The organism is Bradyrhizobium sp., assembly GCF_036735945.1.
Taxonomy (GTDB): domain Bacteria; phylum Pseudomonadota; class Alphaproteobacteria; order Rhizobiales; family Xanthobacteraceae; genus Bradyrhizobium.
The window spans coordinates 38,342-56,572 of the sequence record NZ_DAINNI010000018.1 but is presented as its reverse complement, the minus strand read 5'-3'; the positions used below and the strand labels follow the sequence as shown (position 1 = coordinate 56,572).

The window sequence follows — 18,231 nt, the reverse complement described above, 5'->3', positions numbered from 1 at the left end:
TCACCCTCCCTCCAGGGGAGGGTGAAAGTTTACCGCTCTTTCCTGGTCGAACTTCCCCAGTTCTTCAGCGACGCCCACACGCTGCGCGTCAGACGGAAGCGGTCGACCGGGGTCGAGGATCCCAGCGCCTCGAAGCGGTGCAACTCGACGCCGCACCACTGGAAGCCGCATTTCTCCAGAATGTTCCGCGATGCCGGATTGGCGACGCGGGCGCCCGAGACGAGATGCTCGGCATCGAATTCCTCGAAGAAGAGGTCGATCGCCGCGCGCGCGGCCTCGGTGCCAAAACCCTGGCCCCAATGGTCGACGCCGAGCCAGTAGCCGAGTTCCGGCGCATCCGGCTCGCCGCGGTCGATACCGACCATGCCGACCGGCGAGTAATTGTGCTCGATCAGGAACACCGTCTCGCTGCTGTCGGCGGCCTTCGCGCGCACGAACTCGACCGCATGGTCCTGCAGATAGGGATGCGGCAGGCGGCGGGTGTTTTCCGCGATACGGCGATTGTTGGCGAGATGCGTAATCGCTTTTACGTCCGCGAGCGTCGGCCGACGCAACGTCAGCCGTTCCGTCTCGAGGACGCAGCTACTGGTCCCACGCAAGCTCGGGGTCTGGATCTGGATGTCCTGCAACATGTCGGGCTCCTGATTGCGGAAAAACGCAAAATGAAAAGGGGAGGCCGGTTTCCCGCCTCCCCTGGAGCCCGTTTCGACTCCGCCGGTTCAACAGGACCCGGCGGACTCGAGATTGTGTCCACCGTCTATTCGGCCGCCTCCGCCATCGGGACTACCGATACGAAAGTGCGGCCGTTGGTTTTCGCGCGGAACTCGACATGACCTTCGACCTTGGCAAAGAGAGTATGGTCGGTGCCCATGCCGACATTAAGGCCGGGATGCCAGGTGGTGCCGCGCTGACGCACGATAATGTTGCCGGGAATCACGCGTTCGCCGCCGAAGGCCTTGACGCCCAGGCGCTTGCCTTTTGAATCGCGACCATTTCGCGATGAACCGCCTGCTTTTTTGTGAGCCATGGCCCGTCTCCGACTTCGTAGATATGTCTAGATCAATTCCTTGACGGAATCATTTCACTTTTTGTCACGCTTCAACTTTTCGTTGAAGCCTGATCACTTCTTCTCGCTTTTGCTCTTCGCGGCGGCCTTCCTGGCCGGAGCCTTTTTCGCGGGCGCCTTCTTCCTGGCTGCCGGCGCCTCGTCTCCGTCGGCGGCTGCTACTTCAACCTTTTCCTTCTTCGGCCGCGGGCCGATCGAAGGCTTGTTGTTGTCGGTCAGGATCTCGGTGACGCGAAGCACCGTGATCTCGTCGCGATAGCCGCGCTTGCGGCGCGAATTCTTGCGGCGACGCTTCTTGAACGCGATCACCTTCGGGCCGCGCTTGTGGTCCAGCACCTCGGCCGCCACGGAAGCACCTGCCACGGTCGGCGTGCCCAGCACCGGCGTGTCACCGCCGACCACCAGAACCTCGCCAAGCTGCACGATCGTGCCGACGTCGCCGGCGATCTTGCCTATCTCGAGCACATCATCCGGAACGACGCGGTACTGCCGGCCGCCGGTTTTGATGACTGCGAACATCGTTTTTTTCCTTCGTGTTCAATCCCGGCCTCGGATATGTGCCCGATAGGGCTTACCCGGGTCGGCTTTTTGGTCAGTCGTTATGGGTACGATTTTCGCGCGCCCTGGGGAGCGACCCCTTGAGAATTCGCGCAAAAACAAGCGGCGCGAGAAATCCCGCGCCGGATGCCGGGACTTATAGCCGCCGAAAGCCGCGAGTCAAGGCAAAACGGCCGAAAAACTGACTAAAATGGACGGATTCGGGCCGGAAAAGGCGAATGGCGAGTGCCGAATAGCGAGTAGAGCGCCACCCTATTCGCTATTCGCTATTCGCTACTCGCCATTCACCATTCACCCGCCCATGAAACCAATGGGTTCCCCGCCCGTTGTCGCCGGCAACATCCGGCAGGGCGAGGGCAATGGCAGAGGACACCATCACGACCACGGGCATCGCGCGCCACGGGGCCACGCGGCTCCCGTCGGTCGAAGTCGACAGCTTCAATATCGAGTTGAAGGACGACGATGGGTTTCTCGGGGATCGCGCCAGCAGGAAGGCGTTCCGCAAGATTCTGGACGATTTGCGCAAGCCGCTGAAGAAGAACGGCGACGATCCCCTGGGCAAGAAGGCCAGCGGCGAGATCGCCAAGAGCGAGCTCGACGAGGCGCTTGCTAGCGAGGACATCGCCGCCGCGGCGCTGGTGCACAGCGCGATCGAGGAGTTCGCGCAGGAACTGGCTCACGTGACGCGGCGGTTCCTCAAGACCAAGGCGTGGGCGGATACCGAGCGCATCGTGGTGGGCGGCGGCTTCCGGCAGAGCCGGGTCGGCGAACTTGCGATCGCGCGCACTGACATTCTCCTCAAGGCCGATGAGTTCGAGGTCGACCTGGTGCCGATCCGCTTTCACCCCGATGATGCCGGTCTGATCGGCACGCTGCATCTGGCGCCGTCGTGGATATTCGAGGCCTATGACAGCATCCTGGCGGTCGATATCGGCGGCACCAACATCCGCTGCGGCGTGGTGGAAACACGCTGGAAAAAGGCGCCGGATCTTTCCAGGGCAACGGTCTGGAAATCCGAGCTGTGGCGGCACGCCGACGATGAGCCGACGCGCGAAGGCGCGGTGAAGCGGCTGGTCAAGATGCTGAAGGATTTGATCGGCACCGCCGAAGCCGAGGGGCTGAAACTTGCGCCGTTCATCGGCATCGCCTGTCCCGGCGTGATCGATGCGGATGGTTCGATCGAAAAGGGCGCGCAGAATCTGCCCGGCAACTGGGAAAGCTCAAAGTTCAACCTGCCGGCGAGCCTGGTGGAAGCGATACCGGAAATCGGCGGTCACGATACCGCCGTGCTGATGCATAATGACGGCGTGGTGCAGGGGTTATCGGAAGTTCCCTTCATGCAGGACGTCGAGCGTTGGGGCGTCCTGACCATCGGCACCGGGCTCGGCAATGCGCGCTATACCAATCGCCGCAAGGAAAACAGCAAGGACGAGAAGAAATCCAGGAAGAGCAAAGACTAGCGCGGGCATTAACGTTTTGCGCGGGTAGTAAGGTTGATCGGTTAGGTTAAAACCCGGTTCGCGTTGCCGTTTCGCGCCGCCTTGCTACCGTCGCCTGCGTCGCTCCGCTGACCGGCGAAGCCGCACTTCCCCGGCCAGGATTTCAAAGCAGCGGCACGGGACCGTCAGTTTTTGTCGCGTCTGGCGGTCCCACCCCTTTTCTTCCGACATTCGCTAACGCCAGCCGATGCGCGTGAAGAACGTCGCAATCTCCGACGCGGCGCGATCGGGGTCCTCGCGATGCGGAAAATGCCCGACGCCGGGAAGCATCGCGAGATCGAGATTTGAAAAGGTCTCGCCGAGCCTGTCGGTCCATTCAAACGGAAACAGCGGATCGTGCTCGGCCCAGCGAACGCAGGTCGGCACGTCGATCGGCGGTAGCGCCGGCGCTTCGCCCTTCATCATCCTGACCCGGCCGGCATGGGCTGCGCGATAATGCGCGAAACCGCCGGCAAGGTTTCCCTCCTTGAGGAAATTGTCGGTGAAGGCGTCAAGCACATCGTCAAAGGCGTGCTTGCGGTGCGACCATGCCGTGAGGAAGTGCCCGATGTAGCGACGGCAACTTTCTCTGGTAGCGCCGACGAGGGCGGGCGCCATCTCCATCTGGTGAAAGGATTGATACCAGATGTTGTTGAGCCGATCCGGCTCCGCCATCCGTGGGCCGATTCCGGGATAGACGAAGTCGAAGAAGAACAGGCCGGCGATGCGTCCGGGCACTGAGCGCGCCAGCGGCTGCATCAAGGCACCGCCGACATCGTGACCGACGATGCCGGCCTGCGCCAGGCCAAGCGCATCCATCAATGCCAGCATGTCGGCGGCTTGCTGGTCCGGTCCGAACGGTCTCTCCGGCTTGTCGCTGTCGCCAAAGCCGCGGAGATCCGGGGCGTACAGCGTGAAACGACCGGCGAGCCGTGTCATCACCGGCTCCCAGGTCAGCCAGAATTCGGGCCAGCCGTGCAGCAGCAATAGCGGCCGCCCGGTCCCGATTTTTGCGACATGGAACGCCGCTCCGTTGGCCCGGATCGTCAGGTGCTCCATTTTCGGCTCCTTTCGCGCCCCACCATCCGGAAATCTTGTGGCCCGCGCCTTGTCTGTCCCGCAATCCTCGCCTAGAACACGCCCCGACCACGAGGCCGATTCCGGCCCGTCTTGGCGCCTGGAGAGGTGGCAGAGTGGTTGAATGCACCGCACTCGAAATGCGGCATAGGTGCAAGCCTATCGGGGGTTCGAATCCCTCCCTCTCCGCCAGCAGCACAAGAAAACCAATAAAATCAACAGGTCATTGATTGTCATAGGCTTTTGCCGCCCGGATTGGTACACACGGGTGGTACACGTGACCCTTTCGATGACTCGACCCTGGAAGCATCCCGACAGCGGCTATTACTGGTTCCGGAAACGTGTTCCGGATGATCTTCGCAACCTGGTCGGGAAGCGCGAGGAGCGCTTCAGTTTGGGAACGCGGGATCCCAGCGAAGCGAAGCGGCTGCATGCGTTGAAGCTGGCCGAACTTGAAGAGCGCTGGTCGAATTTGCGCGCTGGCCAGCGCTCATTGTCTCCCGACGATATGGCGCGATACGCGTTCGCGATTGGTGAGCAGCTTCGGAGCACATTTGAAGCGGACCCCTATATGCAGTTGAAATGGGATGTCGAGATTGGCGCAAGCCTTTGGGGTCCACCCAAGGGCGAACGCTACTTGGACGCCACTCAACCACTACCCCCGGCTTATCAGAAGCAGACTGATCAGCAGAGCCTCTGCTATTGGCTCGTTGACCAGCATTTCCAAGCACGAGGCTTATCCCCACCTGCTGACGATCGCGAGAGATTGGCTCGGGCCGTCACTATTGAGGTGCAACGGATTGTTCAAAATCACGAAGCCTACTTGCGTGGCAAGCAAGAGATACGCGTCAGTGGATTTTCGCTGGTACAGACTCGGGCATCCGCTGCGCCACTAACTTTCGAAGCGATGATTGCGGGCTGGCTTCTAGAAAAGAAGCCAAATGAAAAAACACTATATTCTTGGCGCCGGGTAATGAACGAGCTGGCTAGGTTCCTCGAGCACGACGATGCGCGCCGGGTTACCGCAGATGACCTAGTGAAATGGAAGGAAGAACTCCTCGCCAAGGAACGCGCCGCCAAGACCATCCGCGACAGCAAGCTGGCGCCGGTGCGGGCGATATTTCAATGGGCTGTCGATAACCGCAAGCTCGATGCCAATCAGCCAACTGTTCCAGGACGACGTCGTAGTTGCCTTGAAGCCGCTGCTCGCGGCAGCTCCAGAGATCCGGTTCTACCAGGTCGCGTGACCTCGAGTTCAGGCGCCCGGTCGACGACCGGGCGCCTGCTCGTTGCCTGGCGAAAGGGGGAGTGGCCCCGACGAACGGTACGTCCGCATGGCGAAGCTCGTCCGGATGTCGCGCAACTCGGGCAGCGACAGCAGTCGGTTCAACACCGTCGCTTCATAGGTCGCCATGTCACGTACGACGACCTCGATGAGGAAGTCGATATCCCCGGAGACCAGGTGGCAGGCGATCACTTCGGGCATCGCCAGCAGCATCTTGATGAAGTTCTCCTTGCCTTCGGCCGAGTGACGCCCGACGCGAATTCCGGCGAAGACGGTCAATCCGAGCCCGACCGCCGAACGGTTCACGATCGTACGGTAGCCCTCGATGGCGCCTGTCTCTTCCAGCAGCTTGACCCTCCTCGAGCACGGGGAAGGGGAAAGGCCGACCCGCTCGGCGAGCACGTTGTTCGGCAGACGGGCGTCGGCCTGCAACTCACGGAGAATCTTCAGGTCGATTGCATCGAAATTGGCTGTATTGGCAGGAACGGTCATGAAGCGCCTGTCTGACACGATTTCGTGCCAAAATCTCAATCCGACAGGCTTGTCTTTGGCAAGTACGAATTCGCGCAGCGACTATGCTGGCGGCATGAAAAACTTCGAATTGGGCTTCTCCACCCGGGCGATCCACGAAGGGTACGACCCGCTCGACTATCATGGGGCACTGAACCCGCCCGTATTTCTGACGTCGACCTACGCGTTCGAGCGCTCCGAGACGGGCAGCGAGCGGTTCGCCGGCGCAGCGGATGGCTACATCTACGGCCGTGTCGGCAACCCGACTGTCGCGGTTCTGGAGAAGCGGATGGCTTCGCTGGAGGGCGGCGAGGCCGCGATGGGCACCTCGTCCGGTATGGGGGCCCTGACCTCCGTACTCTGGACGTTGCTGAAGGCCGGCGACGAGATCGTGGCTGACAAGACGTTGTATGGCTGTACTTTCTCGCTGCTCCATCATCAACTCGCACGCTTCGGCATCAAGACGAAGTTCGTCGACCTGACCGAGCCTGCCAATCTATCGGACGCACTCACATCACGGTGCCGGATGGTCGTCGCGGAGACGCCCTCGAACCCGAACATGCGCCTGGTCGACATCGCCGTGCTCGCCGAAATCTGCCGGAGAAAGAGCGCGCTTCTTCTCATCGACAACACGTTCTGCACGCCCTATCTGCAGAAGCCGCTCGCGCTCGGTGCCGACATCGTCGTTCATTCGGCGACCAAGTACCTCGGCGGACATGGCGACCTGCTTGCCGGCATCGTCGTCTCGAGGAAGGAATTGGTCGACCAGTTCCGCTTCGTCGGGATCAAGGAGATGAACGGCGCCTGCATCTCCGCTTTCGACGCATTTCTCGTTCTCCGAGGGCTGAAGACGCTGAGTATTCGGATGGATCGGCACGGTGAAAACGCCTCCAAGCTGGCACATGCCCTTGCGGCGCACCCCGCGGTGGAGACCGTCTACTTCCCTGGCCTGACGTCTCATCCGCAGCACCAGCTCGCGCTGCGCCAAATGAAGAACATGGGCGGGATGATCGCGCTGGAGCTCAAGGGCGGGCTCAGTGCCGGGCGCGCCTTCATGGACAACGTTGCGCTGGCGACGCGGGCGGTCAGCCTCGGCGACGCGGAGACCCTGATCCAGCACCCGGCCAGCATGACGCATGCGACCTACTCGCCGGAAGAGCGCGCCGCGCACGGATTTACAGACGGTCTGATCCGGATTTCGGTCGGCCTCGAAGACTACGACGATCTGCGGGACGATCTTTTGGGATCGCTCGATCGCTTGAAATAACTAGCGCCCGGCGATCGATCGGGCCTGACACGGGAGGTGGACCATGACTGAATTCGTGTCGCCGGAGGCGATGGCCGACATGATCCCGTCGGGCGTCAAGCTCGGCCTCGCTCCGGACGGTTCGGGATCCTGTCCCGCGATGATCCGGCTCCTGATCGAGCGAGGAATCCGCGACCTTCACATCGTCTGTGCTCCCATCGGCGGGATGCAGGTCGACATGCTGATCGGCGCCGGCGCCGTGTCTGTGCTCGAGACCAGCGCCGTCAGCCTGGGCGAGACGGGCGGGGCGCCGTGCTTCGGGCGCGCGATCCGGAACGGCGAGATCCGGATGCTCGATGCGACGTGTCCGGCAGTGTTCGCAGGTCTGAGCGCGGCGGAGAAGGGCGTGCCGTTCATGCCCATCCGCGGCATCATCGGCAGCGACGTCCTGAAGAACCATCCGAACTGGAAGGTCACCACCAATCCGTTCGACGAGAGCGAGAAGATCGTCGTGGTCTCGGCCATCCAGCCGGACATCACGCTCATCCACGCGCCAGAAGCCGATCTCTTCGGCAACGTCCGCCTTGGCCGGCGCCGCGAAGTGATGCTGCTCGCGCACGCATCCAAGAAGACCTTCGTCACCGTCGAGCGCATCTCCGAGACTTCGCTGCTCGACGACGAAAAGCTCGCCGCTGGCGTTCTCCCGGCGATGTACGTCTCCGCCGTGGCCGAATACAGGAATGCGGCCTGGCCGACGGGTCTCTATGCCGAGTACGAACTCGACGCTCAAGAGGTCGAAACCTACGCGCGTGCTGCGCGCACGCCAGAGGGATTCCAAGCCTACATCACCGGTACCAGGAGCGCGGCGTGACGACCAAGTGCACAAACCGCGAGTTGCTGATCTATGCGATCTCCCGCCTTCTTGATGGAGTGCAGCACGTCGCCGTCGGAATGTCGTCGCCGATGCCTGCGGCCGGCGCGATGCTGTTGCGGGCCCTGAACAAGAAGCGGGGCCTCGGCGAGGTACAGGTCTCGATCCTCGGCTCGGTCAAGCACAACTCCTTCACCAGCGGGTCGGAAGAACTGTTCGATTGCGCGGCGCAGGGCCGCATCGGCGCGTTCTTCCTCGGTGGTGGCCAGATCGACGGCAAGGGCAACGTGAACCTTGTCGGTGCCGGAGGCTATCCGAACTCGCCCGTCAGATGGCCTGGATCGTACGGCTCGGCTTATCTGTATTTCCTGGTGCCGCGCGTGATCCTCTTTCGCGAAGAGCACAGTCCCCGCGTGCTGGTCGACCACGTCGATTTCATCTCTGCGCCGGGAGCGACCGAAGAGGGGGTCTATCGACGGGGCGGTCCGCATGCACTGCTGACCAATGCCGCGTTGTTCAGTTTTCAGCGCGATTCCAGTCGCTTCCGGCTCGAGAGCGTGCATCCGGGCCGCAGCGCTGTCGACATCCGTGAGATGACCGGCTTCTCCTTCGACAATGACCGCTGCGAGGTCGAAACTCCCGGTCCGGATGTTGAGACCCTCGCGCTGATGAGAGGCCAGATCAGGACCGAACTCGCGGAGACCTATCCGCAATTTGCGGCCTCCCTTCCGGAGGCGGCCTGAAGGTGTCGGACGTCCGCTAAAGATTTTCTTTGTCGGCCGCCAAGATCATCCCGTTTGAAGGAACGCCCGCGGGCGAGCATGCTCTTCGGGTGCCCACTTTTCGAGTTTCTGTCGTGTCGAATTCCGATCATCCCGTCGTCATCGTCGGAGGAGGCGTCGCCGGCCTTACCGCGGCGTTGCGGATCCACCGCGCAGGTATCGCTTTCCGACTGCTGGAAGCCCGGTCGCGGCTCGGTGGTCGCGTTCTAACCGCGGACGAAGCCGGGCAGGTCTCGAGCGACGGTTTCGATCTCGGTCCCTCCTGGTTCTGGCCCGAGATGCAGCCGGCATTCGGCCGCCTGGTCGCCGATTTCGGGCTCGCCAGCTTTGGTCAGCACGACGACGGTGACGTCGTCCTTCAGCGGATGCCGCACGGGCCGCCGCAACGCTACAGCGGTTTGACACAGGCGCCACCGTCGATGCGGCTTGCCGGTGGCACGGCTTCCATCGCGTCTGCACTCGCCGATGCGCTCCCCGAAGAGAGTATCGAACTCGGTGTCCGTGCAACGGGCGCAAGACTTGATGATGAGGACGTCGAGCTTTCGTTCGTGGACATCGCGGGCGCAGTTCAAACCTGCCGTGCGACCGTTGTCGTGTTCGCGCTGCCGCCGCGCCTCCTCGAAGCGACAGTCGCGTTCTCGCCTGCGATCGACCCGGCATCGGCAAGCCGCTGGCGGGCGACGCCGACATGGATGGCTCCCCATGCGAAGTTCTTCGCGGTCTATGATCGGCCGTTCTGGCGAGAGCAGGGGCTGTCGGGCACGGCACAGAGCATGGTGGGTCCGCTTGCCGAGATACACGATGCCACGACAGCCAGCGGGAAGGCGGCTTTGTTCGGGTTTCTCGGCATCTCCACGGAAGATCGCGCTGCAGCAGGAGAATCCGCGATCGTCGCCGCCTGTGTGCGGCAACTCGCCGACATCTTCGGTCTGGAGGCGGCAAAGCCGCGTGCGACGCTCTTCAAGGACTGGGCAGCCGACCCGCTGACGGCGACGGGTAGGGATAGGATCGCGACCGGCCATCCGATGTCCGATCGGCGCCCTTGGGTCGGTCAGGAGTGGCGGGACCGCATCGTGCTGGCGGGTAGCGAGTCGAGCTCGCGGGACCCCGGCTATCTCGCTGGCGCCGTCGACGCGGCGGAGCGCGCCGCGGCGTTCGTGATCGCGCGCCTACAAAAGCTTGCACGGCGCAATCCGCTGTCCCCGGCAACGAACGTCTGAAACGAAACTATCGGAGGCAATGGAAATGAGGCGCTCCCATCGCGTCGCGCAGGTCTCGAAGCCAGGCGAACTCGAAATCGTCGAGCGCGAGACGCCGTCACCCGGCGCGGGAGAAGTTCTTATCGCCATTGAGGCCTGCGGGATCTGCGGCGCGGACGCGGGTGATATCGACCGAGCCGATCCCAAGATGCGCCCCGCTCGCGTGCCGGGGCACGAAGTCGTCGGACGTATTGCGGCTCTCGGCTCCGGCACGCCATCGATCTGGAAGGTCGGCCAACGGGTCGGCATCGGGAGGCTCGGTGGACACTGCAACGAATGCGTCCAGTGCCGCCGCGGCGAGTTTCAACTCTGCCTGAACCAGCCCTTCGTTGGATCGACGTGCGACGGCGGCTACGCCGAGATGATGATCGCCCGGGCTACCGGGCTGGTCTCGATTCCCGACGAACTGAAGTCGGAGGAGGCGGCGCCGCTTCTCTGCGCCGGCATCGCGACGTTCAATGCGCTGAAGAAGTGCGGCGCGGAAGCGGGCGACACGGTCGTCGTGCTGGGCATTGGCGGATTGGGGCATCTCGCACTCCAGTACGCGAGGCGGATGGGTTTTCGCGTCGTCGCCGTGGGGCGCGGGAGCGACATCGCGGACGATGCTTTATCGCTGGGAGCGCACGTCTACATCGACTCGAAGAAGGAAGATCCTGCCGCGCGGCTGCAGAGCCTCGGGGGGGCTCAGGCCATCATCGCGACCATCGGCGATGTTCAGGCCGTTGCCGCTGTAATCGGCTCTCTCTCGCCGCAGGGGAGGTTGGTCCTGCTCGGAGCTGGAAAGGACCCTCTGCCTGTGTCTGCAGGGCACGTCGTCGTGGGAGAGCGCAGCATCCTCGGCTCGATCACCGGCACGCCCTTCGAGAACGAGAAGACGCTGGATTTCAGCGTGCTCGCCGGCGTCCGACCTCGCATCGAAGTCATGCCGTTCGAAAAAGCTGGCGAGGCGGTCGCCCGGATGAGGTCCGGCCAAGCGAATTTCAGAATGGTGCTCACCATGAAGGAGGGAAGCCATGCGCATCAATGACGATGTGACGATCCCCGTGATCATCCAAGCCTCGGAACTCCCATGGGTGGCGAGCCCCGCCGCCGGCGTGGACCGGCGCATGCTGTTCCGGATCGGAGACGAGGTCGCGCGCGCCACCTCGATCGTGCGCTACGCCCCACGCAGCGCGTTTCCCCGGCACACGCACGGTGGCGGCGAGGAGATCGTCGTGCTGGAAGGCGTCTTCCAGGATGAGCACGGCGACTATCCCGCCGGCAGCTATTTTCGTAATCCACCCGGAACATCGCACGTCCCAGCCTCTGCCGAGGGCTGCACGATCTTCGTACGGCTCTGGCAGTTCCGGGAAGGCGACGATCAACAGATCGTCCGGCGTCCTTCCGGAGCTGGGTCAACACCGGGCACGATCGAGCTTTTCGATGATGGATTTGAAAACGTGCGGATCGAAACTCTTGCCGCAGGCGCTGCGGCCGCGATCCAGAACCGACGTGGACTCGAGGCGCTCGTTCTCGACGGCAATGTGACGGTCGGCGATCGGAGTTTGACTGCGCAGGCCTGGGTCCGCTTGCCGGCCGGTGACGCGCTGCGTGCGGTGGCCGGCCCGCAAGGAGCGAAGCTCTGGTTGAGGGACGCGCCACTCATCCATCTAGGTGTCCTCAAGATGCCCAGTTGATCTCTCTGGTGTGTTCTTCAGTCGCGTGTCCGCCCTGGCAACCGAAGCAACGCGTCGTCAATGGTCGTAGCTTGATGGAATACAGCTGTGCAGCATCAGTTTGCAGGCGGGCACTGGAGTTCTGGCCATCGCGGCCAGATCCATCGGGCGTGCAGACTTAGGCTAGAAAGCGAAACGATCGAATGCTCTAACGTTGTGCGAGCTCGTCATTTTGGGAGTTCGGAGGAAAAAGAGGTAGGTCCTTGCAAGTATTTGATTTGAAAAGGAAATTATTCAATCTTGGCGGGAATCCCTCCCGCTCCGCCACCTTACGATCGCTTCGAGAAAGCCCCGTAAAACAAGGTCTTTCTGCACGCTCGGGTTTGCCGGCATAGCCCCCGGTGCAGCCCAAGGGTATCCGGCCCGTTTACCCGCGTCGGCATCATCCGGCCGCAGACTCAGCATTCGTGATTTTGCTACATTCAACATAATCCGTGAAATGGATATTTCCCGCATCGATATTTTCTGTATGAATATAGGCGGCTTGGAGCATTGCTGAGCGCGCCATGAACCTGAGATCCGTCGATCTGAACCTGCTGGTTGCCCTGAACGCACTCCTGACCGACCTTCACGTGACGCGGGCGGCCGACCGCATCGGCCTGAGCCAGCCGGCCATGAGCAATGCTCTCTCGCGTCTACGTCACATCTTCAAGGACGAACTCCTGGTCCGGACGGCCAACGGCATGCAGGCCACGCCGCGCGCGATCGAACTGGCGGAGCCGGTGAAGCGGCTGCTGCGGCAGTTGGAGCGCCTTCTGGACAGCGAAGCAGCTTTCGATCCGACCACGACCACCCGTAGCTTTTCCGTCCGATTATCCGATCTCCTCAGCCGGCTTCTCCTTCCGGCCGTCGGCAAGACCATCGAAACGACGGCACCCTTCGCGCAATTCGACGTCGTGCACTATTCGCCGACGCAGACGGTCGAGGCTCTGGAGAAGGACGAGATCGACCTGGCGATCAGCATGGGCCTGGCGCATTCGAATTCCATCAAGTCGATCGTCCTGATGAAGGACCGGATGGTGTGCGTCATGCGCGAAGGGCATCCTTTGGCGCAGCGACCCTTGACCATGGAGACATTCCTCCAGGCGACGCACCTAAAAGTCTCGATGTCGCCGACCGATCTCCGCTTCGTTGACGACGTGCTCGCCCGGCAGGGCTTGACCCGCCGGGTCGCGGTCAATGTCCCGCATTGGCTGCTCGTCCCGCACGTGCTGCGGGATTCCGACCTCCTGTCAGTCATGCCACGCCGCCTAGCCTTCGCGATGGTCGCGGAAGACCTCGCGATCCGGGATTTGCCGTTCGCCTCCGATCCCTTCGAATGGTCGATGTATTGGCACCGAAGGCACGACGCCAGTCAGGACCTGAACTGGTTGCGTTCGATCTTCGTTGAGGCCGCGCGCGGCCTTCCCGAAAGCGACTGAGGCTATTCGAACGCCGCAGCGCCGAGAAGCGCAGACCGGAAACGGTCCTTGAGATAGGAGCCGTCGCGCGGCGGCATGACGCGCGGCACGGGGCTCGGGTCGATCTTCACCTGGGCAAAGAGAGTGCTCTCCTTCTGGCGGATCCGGCCGCAGAGCCTGATGACGTCTTCCTCGGACCGGACCAGATGCGAGTCGCCGATGCCGAACCCGGAGGCAACGGCGGTCAGATCGACACCCATGCCCGTGTGGGTGGGTTGAGCGCCCGTTTCGAAGTAGCACTCGTTGTCGAGGACGACGATGCTCAGATTTTTCGGCTTCTGGGCCGCGATCGTGGCCAGCGCACCGACCTGCATCAGGATCTCGCCGTCCCCGGTGATGACGAGAACCTCGCGAGCCGGCTGGGCGACGGCGACGCCGAGACCGACCATCGCAGCGGCCCCCATCGCGTTCCACAGCGGAAAGGTCAGCGGATGATCGCCGGCCGCGGCGCAATCCCAGACGGTCGAACCGACGCCTGCGATCACCAGCCTGTCTCCGCGATCTGCGAGAAGCTTCTCAACCACCCACCGGCGCTGAAGTCTGCTGTCTTCGGGCATGAAAGGCGCGCTCAGTTCTGGAAGGATTTCGCGCCGAGCATGCTCTGCTCGACCAGGAGGACGACTCGCTCGTTGCCGCCGAACGCGTGCTGAAGCGCGGCCCTCATGGTTTCGCCGGCCCGAGAAGCGTCCGTCAGGCTGTAAATGCTGAATCCGAACAGCTCGAAGCACCCGCGCGTCGCCTTGCCCATCGGCACCTGCCACGGATTGAACTCGCCCCAGACGCCGCGCATGGTTACGACCATGACGGCAGGGAATGTGCAGGTCGTCAGCAAGGAGAACATGTTCACGCAGTTGCCCACTCCGCCGCACTGCATGAGCAGGGCGGAGCGGTCGCCGCCGAGCCATGCACCCGCGAGCAGCATGACGCCTTCCTCTTCGGTCGTGAGCGGAATGGCGCGCATGGAGGAATCCTCCCGGCACAGGTCGATCAGCGGTGCGAGCGATCCGTCTGGCAGATAGGGTACCTGCTTGACGCCGAAGTCCTTCAGCGCCTGATAGACCTGATCTGTCCAGGAAGCTTGCGGGGGGTACGACGTCGGACTGTCGGAGTTCCTGGTGGAAGTCATGTTTGGTTCGGGCTCTCTGTGCCGCTTCGGGCCTGCTCGGCTGGCGGGGAGGGGTCGGGGCCAATATAGGAGGGCACCTATTCGGCGGGCCAATCGATATTTCCCATGGGTCAATCCGCCCCATGAATAACGCCATATCGAAGCGCGATTAGCGTGGTGCTGGACATCGGCCGAGGATCGGGCTGCCAAGAGGGCATCGACGATCCAGGAGTTTCCTATGAACGCGATTTCGAAGGAACCCGAGCTGCCGCGCGGTTCCGTCGTCATCACGGACCACGTGAAGGATTGGTCCATCGCCCGTGAGGTACTGGGCGACGCGCTCGGTAATCGGTTGAACGCCGAGACCAGAGTGGCAGTGGTTTGGCGCCATCGCGTCGACGGTGCGTTTTTGAGCGTGCATCCCCGGATACGTGGAGTCGTCCGCTACGGCGTCGGATTCGATAACATCGACGTGGAGGCCGCCTCGCGGCACGGGGTGGTCGCATGCAACAATCCGGCCTACGGCGTCGACGAAGTTGCGGACACGGCCGTCGCGATGGCCTTTGCGCTGGTTCGCGGTATCCTCAAGTACGACGAGATCGCGAGGAAACTGCCCGCCAACTGGCAGCAGAACATGCAAGCCACGATCCGCCGCACGAACCGGACCATGGTCGGTATCGTCGGGGCCGGGCGTATCGGTGGCGCCGCTCTCCTGAAATTCAAGGCGCTCGGCTTCCAGGCCCAATTTTTCGACCCCTACGTGCCCTCCGGCCACGAGAAGATGCTCGGAAGCAGGCGAGCGGAAACGCTCGCGAGCCTGCTGGAGGAGTGCGACGTGGTTTCTCTCCACACGCCGCTCAACGCCGAGACCGCTGGATTCGTCGACCGCAGCTTTGTCGAGGCAATGAAGCCGGGCGCGATCCTGGTCAACACGTCGCGCGGCGGTGTCGTTCGCGAGCTCGACGTGATAGCGGACGCTCTGGAAGGCGGCCGTCTCGGCGCTGTCGGATTCGACGTAATGCCTGAGGAGCCACCGCAACTGAACAGCTTGATCAAGGCCTGGCAATGTCGATTGCCGTGGATCGTCGGCCGATGCATCATCAATCCTCACACGGCGTACTACTCCGTCGAGTCCCAGGTCGAGATGCACAGGCTCGCGGCCGAGACCGCCAAGTACATCCTGCTCGGAAAGTGGCCGCCGAACGCGCTCAATCCGGAGATCCGTGCGCAGTGGCTGCGCGACGGAGGCCGGGGCTAACAGGCCGCGCGCCCCGCGCATGTCGCGCCACGGATGCGGCTCTCGCTTTCTACCTGTACGCGACCGCATCCGCGCTATCGGACGGGGCGACCAGAACCTTCGACAGCGCATCGCTGATCGGCATAGCCAGAGTGTTGCCGCGGGGAGGAATCGGTTGGAGGAACCACTTCGCATAGATCTCCTTCATCTTCGGGCTCTTGAACAGATCCGCCATCGCCTCGTCGACGACCGCCTTGAATTCGGGATCGTCGCGCCTCGTCATGAAGCCGTACGGTTCGAGCGACAGCGGCTCCTGGGAAATCTGGTAGATGGACGGATCCTTCGACCCGCTGACGAAGCCGGCGAGGATCACGTCGTCCATGACGAAGGCTGCGGCCCGATCCGTCTCGACCGCGAGAAAGGCTTCCGCATGATCCTTCACCGCGAGGATGTTGATGCCGAGGTTTCTCGCGAGGTTAAATTCCGTCAACTGCTTGATGTTGGTCGTGCCGGATACCGAGACGACAGTCTTGCCCTTCAGGTCGTCGAACTTGGTCAGGTTCTGGTTCTTCTTCGAGACGAAGCGGTTCGAGGTGACGAAATGCGTCACTGAAAACGACACGTACCGTTGGCGCTCGGTGTTGTTCGTCGTCGCCCCGCATTCCATGTCGATCGTCCAGTTGGCCAGCAGCGGAATGCGGTTCGACGAGCTTACCGGCACGAGAGCGATCTTGAGATCGTCGATGCCCGCGGCCTTCGCGATGGCCGGGATGATTTCTCGACAGATGTCGGCGGAATAGCCGACGACCTTCTGATCCTGATCGTAGTAGGAAAACGGGATGAGACTTTCTCTGTGCCCGACCGATATCGCGCCCCGCTCCTTGATGGCCTTGAGCGTGGGAGACGAGGTTTGAGCGTTCACGACGGCTAGAGCGCTGCTTCCGACGAGCGCGATGGTCGCGTACTTCAGTATCTGCCGAATCTGCATCGTCCCCTGCCTCCTGTTAGGTCGCACTGCCGCTCGTCGAGGCTAGGGGCGGCGAGGGGTAGGCAATAATGGATATTTGAAATGGCGTCATTTGCCCGCCGGATGGGCGGCTATGGCACGACGGGATCGCAAACCGGCAGATGCCTTCGCAAACGCGAAAGGTCCTGGAGCCGTCCCATTATCACCGTGCCGAATAGGCAGATTGCTCATTTCAATTAGACGCCGCCGCCGGAGTCACCATTCACTCGGGACCATGAACAGCAACGCGGCCCGGAGATTCCGCTCCGGGAAGACCAGAATTCCCGCTTCAAAAACAACAGGAGAAGAATCTTGGCCAGTCGTCGAGACGTGTTGAAATACGGCGCCGCTTCGGTTGCCGCCGCCGTTGCGCCCTCTATTGGTCGTGCAGCAGGTCCTGTAGTCCGCATCGGCGTCCTCGCCGATTTCTCGGGGCTGTACGTGGATTTCATGGGGCAGGGTGGCGTCGCCGCGGCCAGGCTGGCGGTCGCAGACTTCAAGCCGGAGGAGAAGGGATTTTCCGTCGAGGTCGTGTACGCCGATCATCTCAACAAGCCAGATGTCGGAGCCAACATCGTCCGCGGTTGGTTCGACAATGACGGCGTCGACATGATGATCGCCGGGCCGAACTCGGCGGTCGGACTCGCCACCTCGTTCGTTGCGCGAGAAAAGGACAAGGTCTGCCTCGGCACCGCCGTCACCACTTCGGACTTCACTGGCAAGCAATGCACCCCGAATTCCGTTAACTGGACCTACGACGCCTACATGCTCTCCAAGGCAGTCGCCGCGGAGACGGTCCGGAACGGCGGAACGAAGTGGTACTTCCTCGCGACCAACAACGCGTTCGGAGCCTCCCTTCAACAGGAGACGACGACCTTCATCGAGCAGGCCGGAGGCTCTGTGGTCGGCAGCTCAAAATGTCCAATTGGAACGGTCGATTTCGCCTCGTTCTTGCTGACTGCTCAGTCGAGCGGCGCGAACGTGCTGGGGCTTGCGCTCGGCGGCGACGACCTGACCCGCTGCATGAACCAGGTGAACGAGTTCGGCCTCTCCGCCAACATGTCGGTGGCGGCCCTTGTCCTGTTCCTCAGCGACATCCACTCTTCGGGTCTGAAGACGATGCAGAACCTTGTCTTCACCAATAGTTTCTACTGGGACCTGAACGACAGGACGCGCGCCTTCACAAAGCGATTGCTTCCCTCAATGCCCAGCGGCAGCTATCCGGGCATGACCCATGCCGGGTGCTATGGCGTCACCATGCACTATCTGAAGGCCGTCGCTGCACTGGGTGTCGAAGCGGCCAAGAAGAGCGGTGCGGCGACGGTCGCTAAGATGAAAGCCATGCCGACGGATGACGACGCGTTCGGTCCGGGCAGCATCAGGGCAGACGGCCGCGCCGTGCTGCCAGCGTACTTGCTCAAGGTGAAGAAGCCCACTGACAGCAAAGGCCCTTGGGACTACTGCGAAGTCATCTCGACGATGAAAGCCGAGGAGACCGTCAAGCCCTTGGCCGAAGTGGGTTGCCCGCTGGTGAAGAGCTGATGGCGACCATTCACGGCGTCAATGTCGGAAGACG

Annotated in this window: 18 protein-coding genes, 1 tRNA gene and 1 pseudogene; 12 read left to right on the top strand and 8 right to left on the bottom strand. The window is 62.3% G+C overall.

Going from position 1 to position 18,231, the window contains the following annotated elements; translation table 11 throughout:
- Positions 1-29 precede the first annotated feature (29 nt).
- The 3 genes from V7E26_RS09290 to rplU form a co-directional block, all read right to left on the bottom strand.
- On the bottom strand, positions 30-632 hold the full coding sequence (locus tag V7E26_RS09290) for a GNAT family N-acetyltransferase (protein ID WP_324415149.1): 603 nt from the start codon (positions 630-632) through the stop codon (positions 30-32).
- Between the two features lie 125 nt (positions 633-757).
- Entirely contained in the window at positions 758-1,027 is a 270-nt protein-coding gene (gene rpmA, locus V7E26_RS09285; protein ID WP_324415148.1) for a 50S ribosomal protein L27, read from the bottom strand.
- 93 nt (positions 1,028-1,120) lie between these two features.
- Entirely contained in the window at positions 1,121-1,585 is a 465-nt protein-coding gene (gene rplU / locus V7E26_RS09280) for a 50S ribosomal protein L21 (protein WP_324415147.1), read from the bottom strand.
- Between the two features lie 398 nt (positions 1,586-1,983).
- Here rplU and V7E26_RS09275 point away from each other — a divergent pair, with 398 nt between their 5' ends.
- Positions 1,984-3,084 (top strand): ROK family protein, encoded by a 1,101-nt coding sequence (locus tag V7E26_RS09275; protein WP_324415146.1) that lies wholly within the window; start codon positions 1,984-1,986, stop codon positions 3,082-3,084.
- Between the two features lie 213 nt (positions 3,085-3,297).
- Here V7E26_RS09275 and V7E26_RS09270 read toward each other — a convergent pair whose 3' ends face one another.
- Positions 3,298-4,161, bottom strand: coding sequence for an alpha/beta fold hydrolase (locus V7E26_RS09270; protein WP_324415145.1), 864 nt, complete (start codon positions 4,159-4,161; stop codon positions 3,298-3,300).
- Between the two features lie 120 nt (positions 4,162-4,281).
- Between V7E26_RS09270 and V7E26_RS09265 the strand changes: the two genes are divergently transcribed.
- Both V7E26_RS09265 and V7E26_RS09260 read left to right on the top strand, forming a co-directional pair.
- Positions 4,282-4,371, top strand: a tRNA-Ser gene (locus V7E26_RS09265).
- Positions 4,372-4,468: 97 nt separating this feature from the next.
- Positions 4,469-5,305 (top strand): annotated as a pseudogene (locus tag V7E26_RS09260) (DUF6538 domain-containing protein); the annotation flags it as partial.
- A 129-nt stretch (positions 5,306-5,434) separates the two neighbouring features.
- Here the strand turns inward: V7E26_RS09260 and V7E26_RS09255 are convergent.
- On the bottom strand, positions 5,435-5,956 hold the full coding sequence (locus V7E26_RS09255; RefSeq protein WP_324415170.1) for an Lrp/AsnC family transcriptional regulator: 522 nt from the start codon (positions 5,954-5,956) through the stop codon (positions 5,435-5,437).
- Positions 5,957-6,050: 94 nt separating this feature from the next.
- On the opposite strand from V7E26_RS09255, the gene megL reads away from it, so the two are divergent.
- The 7 genes from megL (at position 6,051) to V7E26_RS09220 (ending at position 13,268) form a co-directional block, all read left to right on the top strand.
- The gene (megL, locus tag V7E26_RS09250; protein WP_324415169.1) at positions 6,051-7,241 is read left to right on the top strand and encodes a methionine gamma-lyase; all 1,191 of its coding nucleotides are present in this window, start codon (positions 6,051-6,053) and stop codon (positions 7,239-7,241) included.
- Positions 7,242-7,284: 43 nt separating this feature from the next.
- Positions 7,285-8,091 (top strand): CoA transferase subunit A, encoded by an 807-nt coding sequence (locus V7E26_RS09245; protein ID WP_324415144.1) that lies wholly within the window; start codon positions 7,285-7,287, stop codon positions 8,089-8,091.
- Complete coding sequence (locus tag V7E26_RS09240; protein ID WP_324415143.1) at positions 8,088-8,834, top strand: CoA-transferase; 747 nt, start codon at positions 8,088-8,090, stop codon at positions 8,832-8,834. The genes V7E26_RS09245 and V7E26_RS09240 overlap by 4 nt, the downstream gene beginning before the upstream one ends.
- Positions 8,835-8,947: 113 nt before the next feature.
- A complete protein-coding gene (locus V7E26_RS09235; protein ID WP_324415168.1) occupies positions 8,948-10,093 on the top strand; it encodes a flavin monoamine oxidase family protein in 1,146 nt (381 codons plus the stop codon).
- A 25-nt stretch (positions 10,094-10,118) separates the two neighbouring features.
- Positions 10,119-11,159, top strand: coding sequence for an alcohol dehydrogenase (locus V7E26_RS09230; RefSeq protein WP_324415142.1), 1,041 nt, complete (start codon positions 10,119-10,121; stop codon positions 11,157-11,159).
- Positions 11,146-11,808, top strand: coding sequence for a cupin domain-containing protein (locus tag V7E26_RS09225; protein WP_324415141.1), 663 nt, complete (start codon positions 11,146-11,148; stop codon positions 11,806-11,808). Before V7E26_RS09230 ends, V7E26_RS09225 begins: the two co-directional genes overlap by 14 nt.
- 545 nt (positions 11,809-12,353) lie before the next feature.
- Positions 12,354-13,268 carry a LysR family transcriptional regulator gene (locus V7E26_RS09220; RefSeq protein WP_324415140.1) on the top strand — a complete coding sequence of 305 codons (915 nt, stop codon included), beginning with the start codon at positions 12,354-12,356 and terminating at the stop codon, positions 13,266-13,268.
- Between the two features lie 2 nt (positions 13,269-13,270).
- Here the strand turns inward: V7E26_RS09220 and V7E26_RS09215 are convergent, their stop codons facing one another.
- Positions 13,271-13,792: a thiamine pyrophosphate-dependent enzyme gene (locus V7E26_RS09215; protein ID WP_324415139.1), complete on the bottom strand. Its 522-nt coding sequence runs from the start codon at positions 13,790-13,792 to the stop codon at positions 13,271-13,273.
- A gap of 83 nt (positions 13,793-13,875) precedes the next feature.
- A complete protein-coding gene (locus V7E26_RS09210) occupies positions 13,876-14,433 on the bottom strand; it encodes a phosphonopyruvate decarboxylase (RefSeq protein WP_324415138.1) in 558 nt (185 codons plus the stop codon).
- Between the two features lie 217 nt (positions 14,434-14,650).
- On the opposite strand from V7E26_RS09210, the gene V7E26_RS09205 reads away from it, so the two are divergent.
- A complete protein-coding gene (locus V7E26_RS09205; protein WP_324415137.1) occupies positions 14,651-15,670 on the top strand; it encodes an NAD(P)-dependent oxidoreductase in 1,020 nt (339 codons plus the stop codon).
- 49 nt (positions 15,671-15,719) lie between these two features.
- Here the strand turns inward: V7E26_RS09205 and V7E26_RS09200 are convergent, their stop codons facing one another.
- Positions 15,720-16,637, bottom strand: coding sequence for an amino acid ABC transporter substrate-binding protein (locus V7E26_RS09200; protein WP_324415136.1), 918 nt, complete (start codon positions 16,635-16,637; stop codon positions 15,720-15,722).
- 330 nt (positions 16,638-16,967) lie between these two features.
- Here V7E26_RS09200 and V7E26_RS09195 point away from each other — a divergent pair, with 330 nt between their 5' ends.
- The gene (locus V7E26_RS09195; RefSeq protein WP_324415135.1) at positions 16,968-18,197 is read left to right on the top strand and encodes an ABC transporter substrate-binding protein; all 1,230 of its coding nucleotides are present in this window, start codon (positions 16,968-16,970) and stop codon (positions 18,195-18,197) included.
- The last annotated feature ends 34 nt before the right edge of the window (positions 18,198-18,231 follow it).

What these genes read in the sequence shown, in the direction of transcription:
- V7E26_RS09290 (WP_324415149.1), bottom strand. Translation starts at nt 632, where the DNA reads ATGTTGCAGGACATCCAGATCCAGACCCCGAGCTTGCGTGGGACCAGT.
- rpmA (WP_324415148.1), bottom strand. Translation starts at nt 1,027, where the DNA reads ATGGCTCACAAAAAAGCAGGCGGTTCATCGCGAAATGGTCGCGATTCA.
- rplU (WP_324415147.1), bottom strand. Translation starts at nt 1,585, where the DNA reads ATGTTCGCAGTCATCAAAACCGGCGGCCGGCAGTACCGCGTCGTTCCG.
- V7E26_RS09275 (WP_324415146.1), top strand. Translation starts at nt 1,984, where the DNA reads ATGGCAGAGGACACCATCACGACCACGGGCATCGCGCGCCACGGGGCC.
- V7E26_RS09270 (WP_324415145.1), bottom strand. Translation starts at nt 4,161, where the DNA reads ATGGAGCACCTGACGATCCGGGCCAACGGAGCGGCGTTCCATGTCGCA.
- V7E26_RS09255 (WP_324415170.1), bottom strand. Translation starts at nt 5,956, where the DNA reads ATGACCGTTCCTGCCAATACAGCCAATTTCGATGCAATCGACCTGAAG.
- megL (WP_324415169.1), top strand. Translation starts at nt 6,051, where the DNA reads ATGAAAAACTTCGAATTGGGCTTCTCCACCCGGGCGATCCACGAAGGG.
- V7E26_RS09245 (WP_324415144.1), top strand. Translation starts at nt 7,285, where the DNA reads ATGACTGAATTCGTGTCGCCGGAGGCGATGGCCGACATGATCCCGTCG.
- V7E26_RS09230 (WP_324415142.1), top strand. Translation starts at nt 10,119, where the DNA reads ATGAGGCGCTCCCATCGCGTCGCGCAGGTCTCGAAGCCAGGCGAACTC.
- V7E26_RS09225 (WP_324415141.1), top strand. Translation starts at nt 11,146, where the DNA reads ATGCGCATCAATGACGATGTGACGATCCCCGTGATCATCCAAGCCTCG.
- V7E26_RS09220 (WP_324415140.1), top strand. Translation starts at nt 12,354, where the DNA reads ATGAACCTGAGATCCGTCGATCTGAACCTGCTGGTTGCCCTGAACGCA.
- V7E26_RS09210 (WP_324415138.1), bottom strand. Translation starts at nt 14,433, where the DNA reads ATGACTTCCACCAGGAACTCCGACAGTCCGACGTCGTACCCCCCGCAA.
- V7E26_RS09205 (WP_324415137.1), top strand. Translation starts at nt 14,651, where the DNA reads ATGAACGCGATTTCGAAGGAACCCGAGCTGCCGCGCGGTTCCGTCGTC.
- V7E26_RS09200 (WP_324415136.1), bottom strand. Translation starts at nt 16,637, where the DNA reads ATGCAGATTCGGCAGATACTGAAGTACGCGACCATCGCGCTCGTCGGA.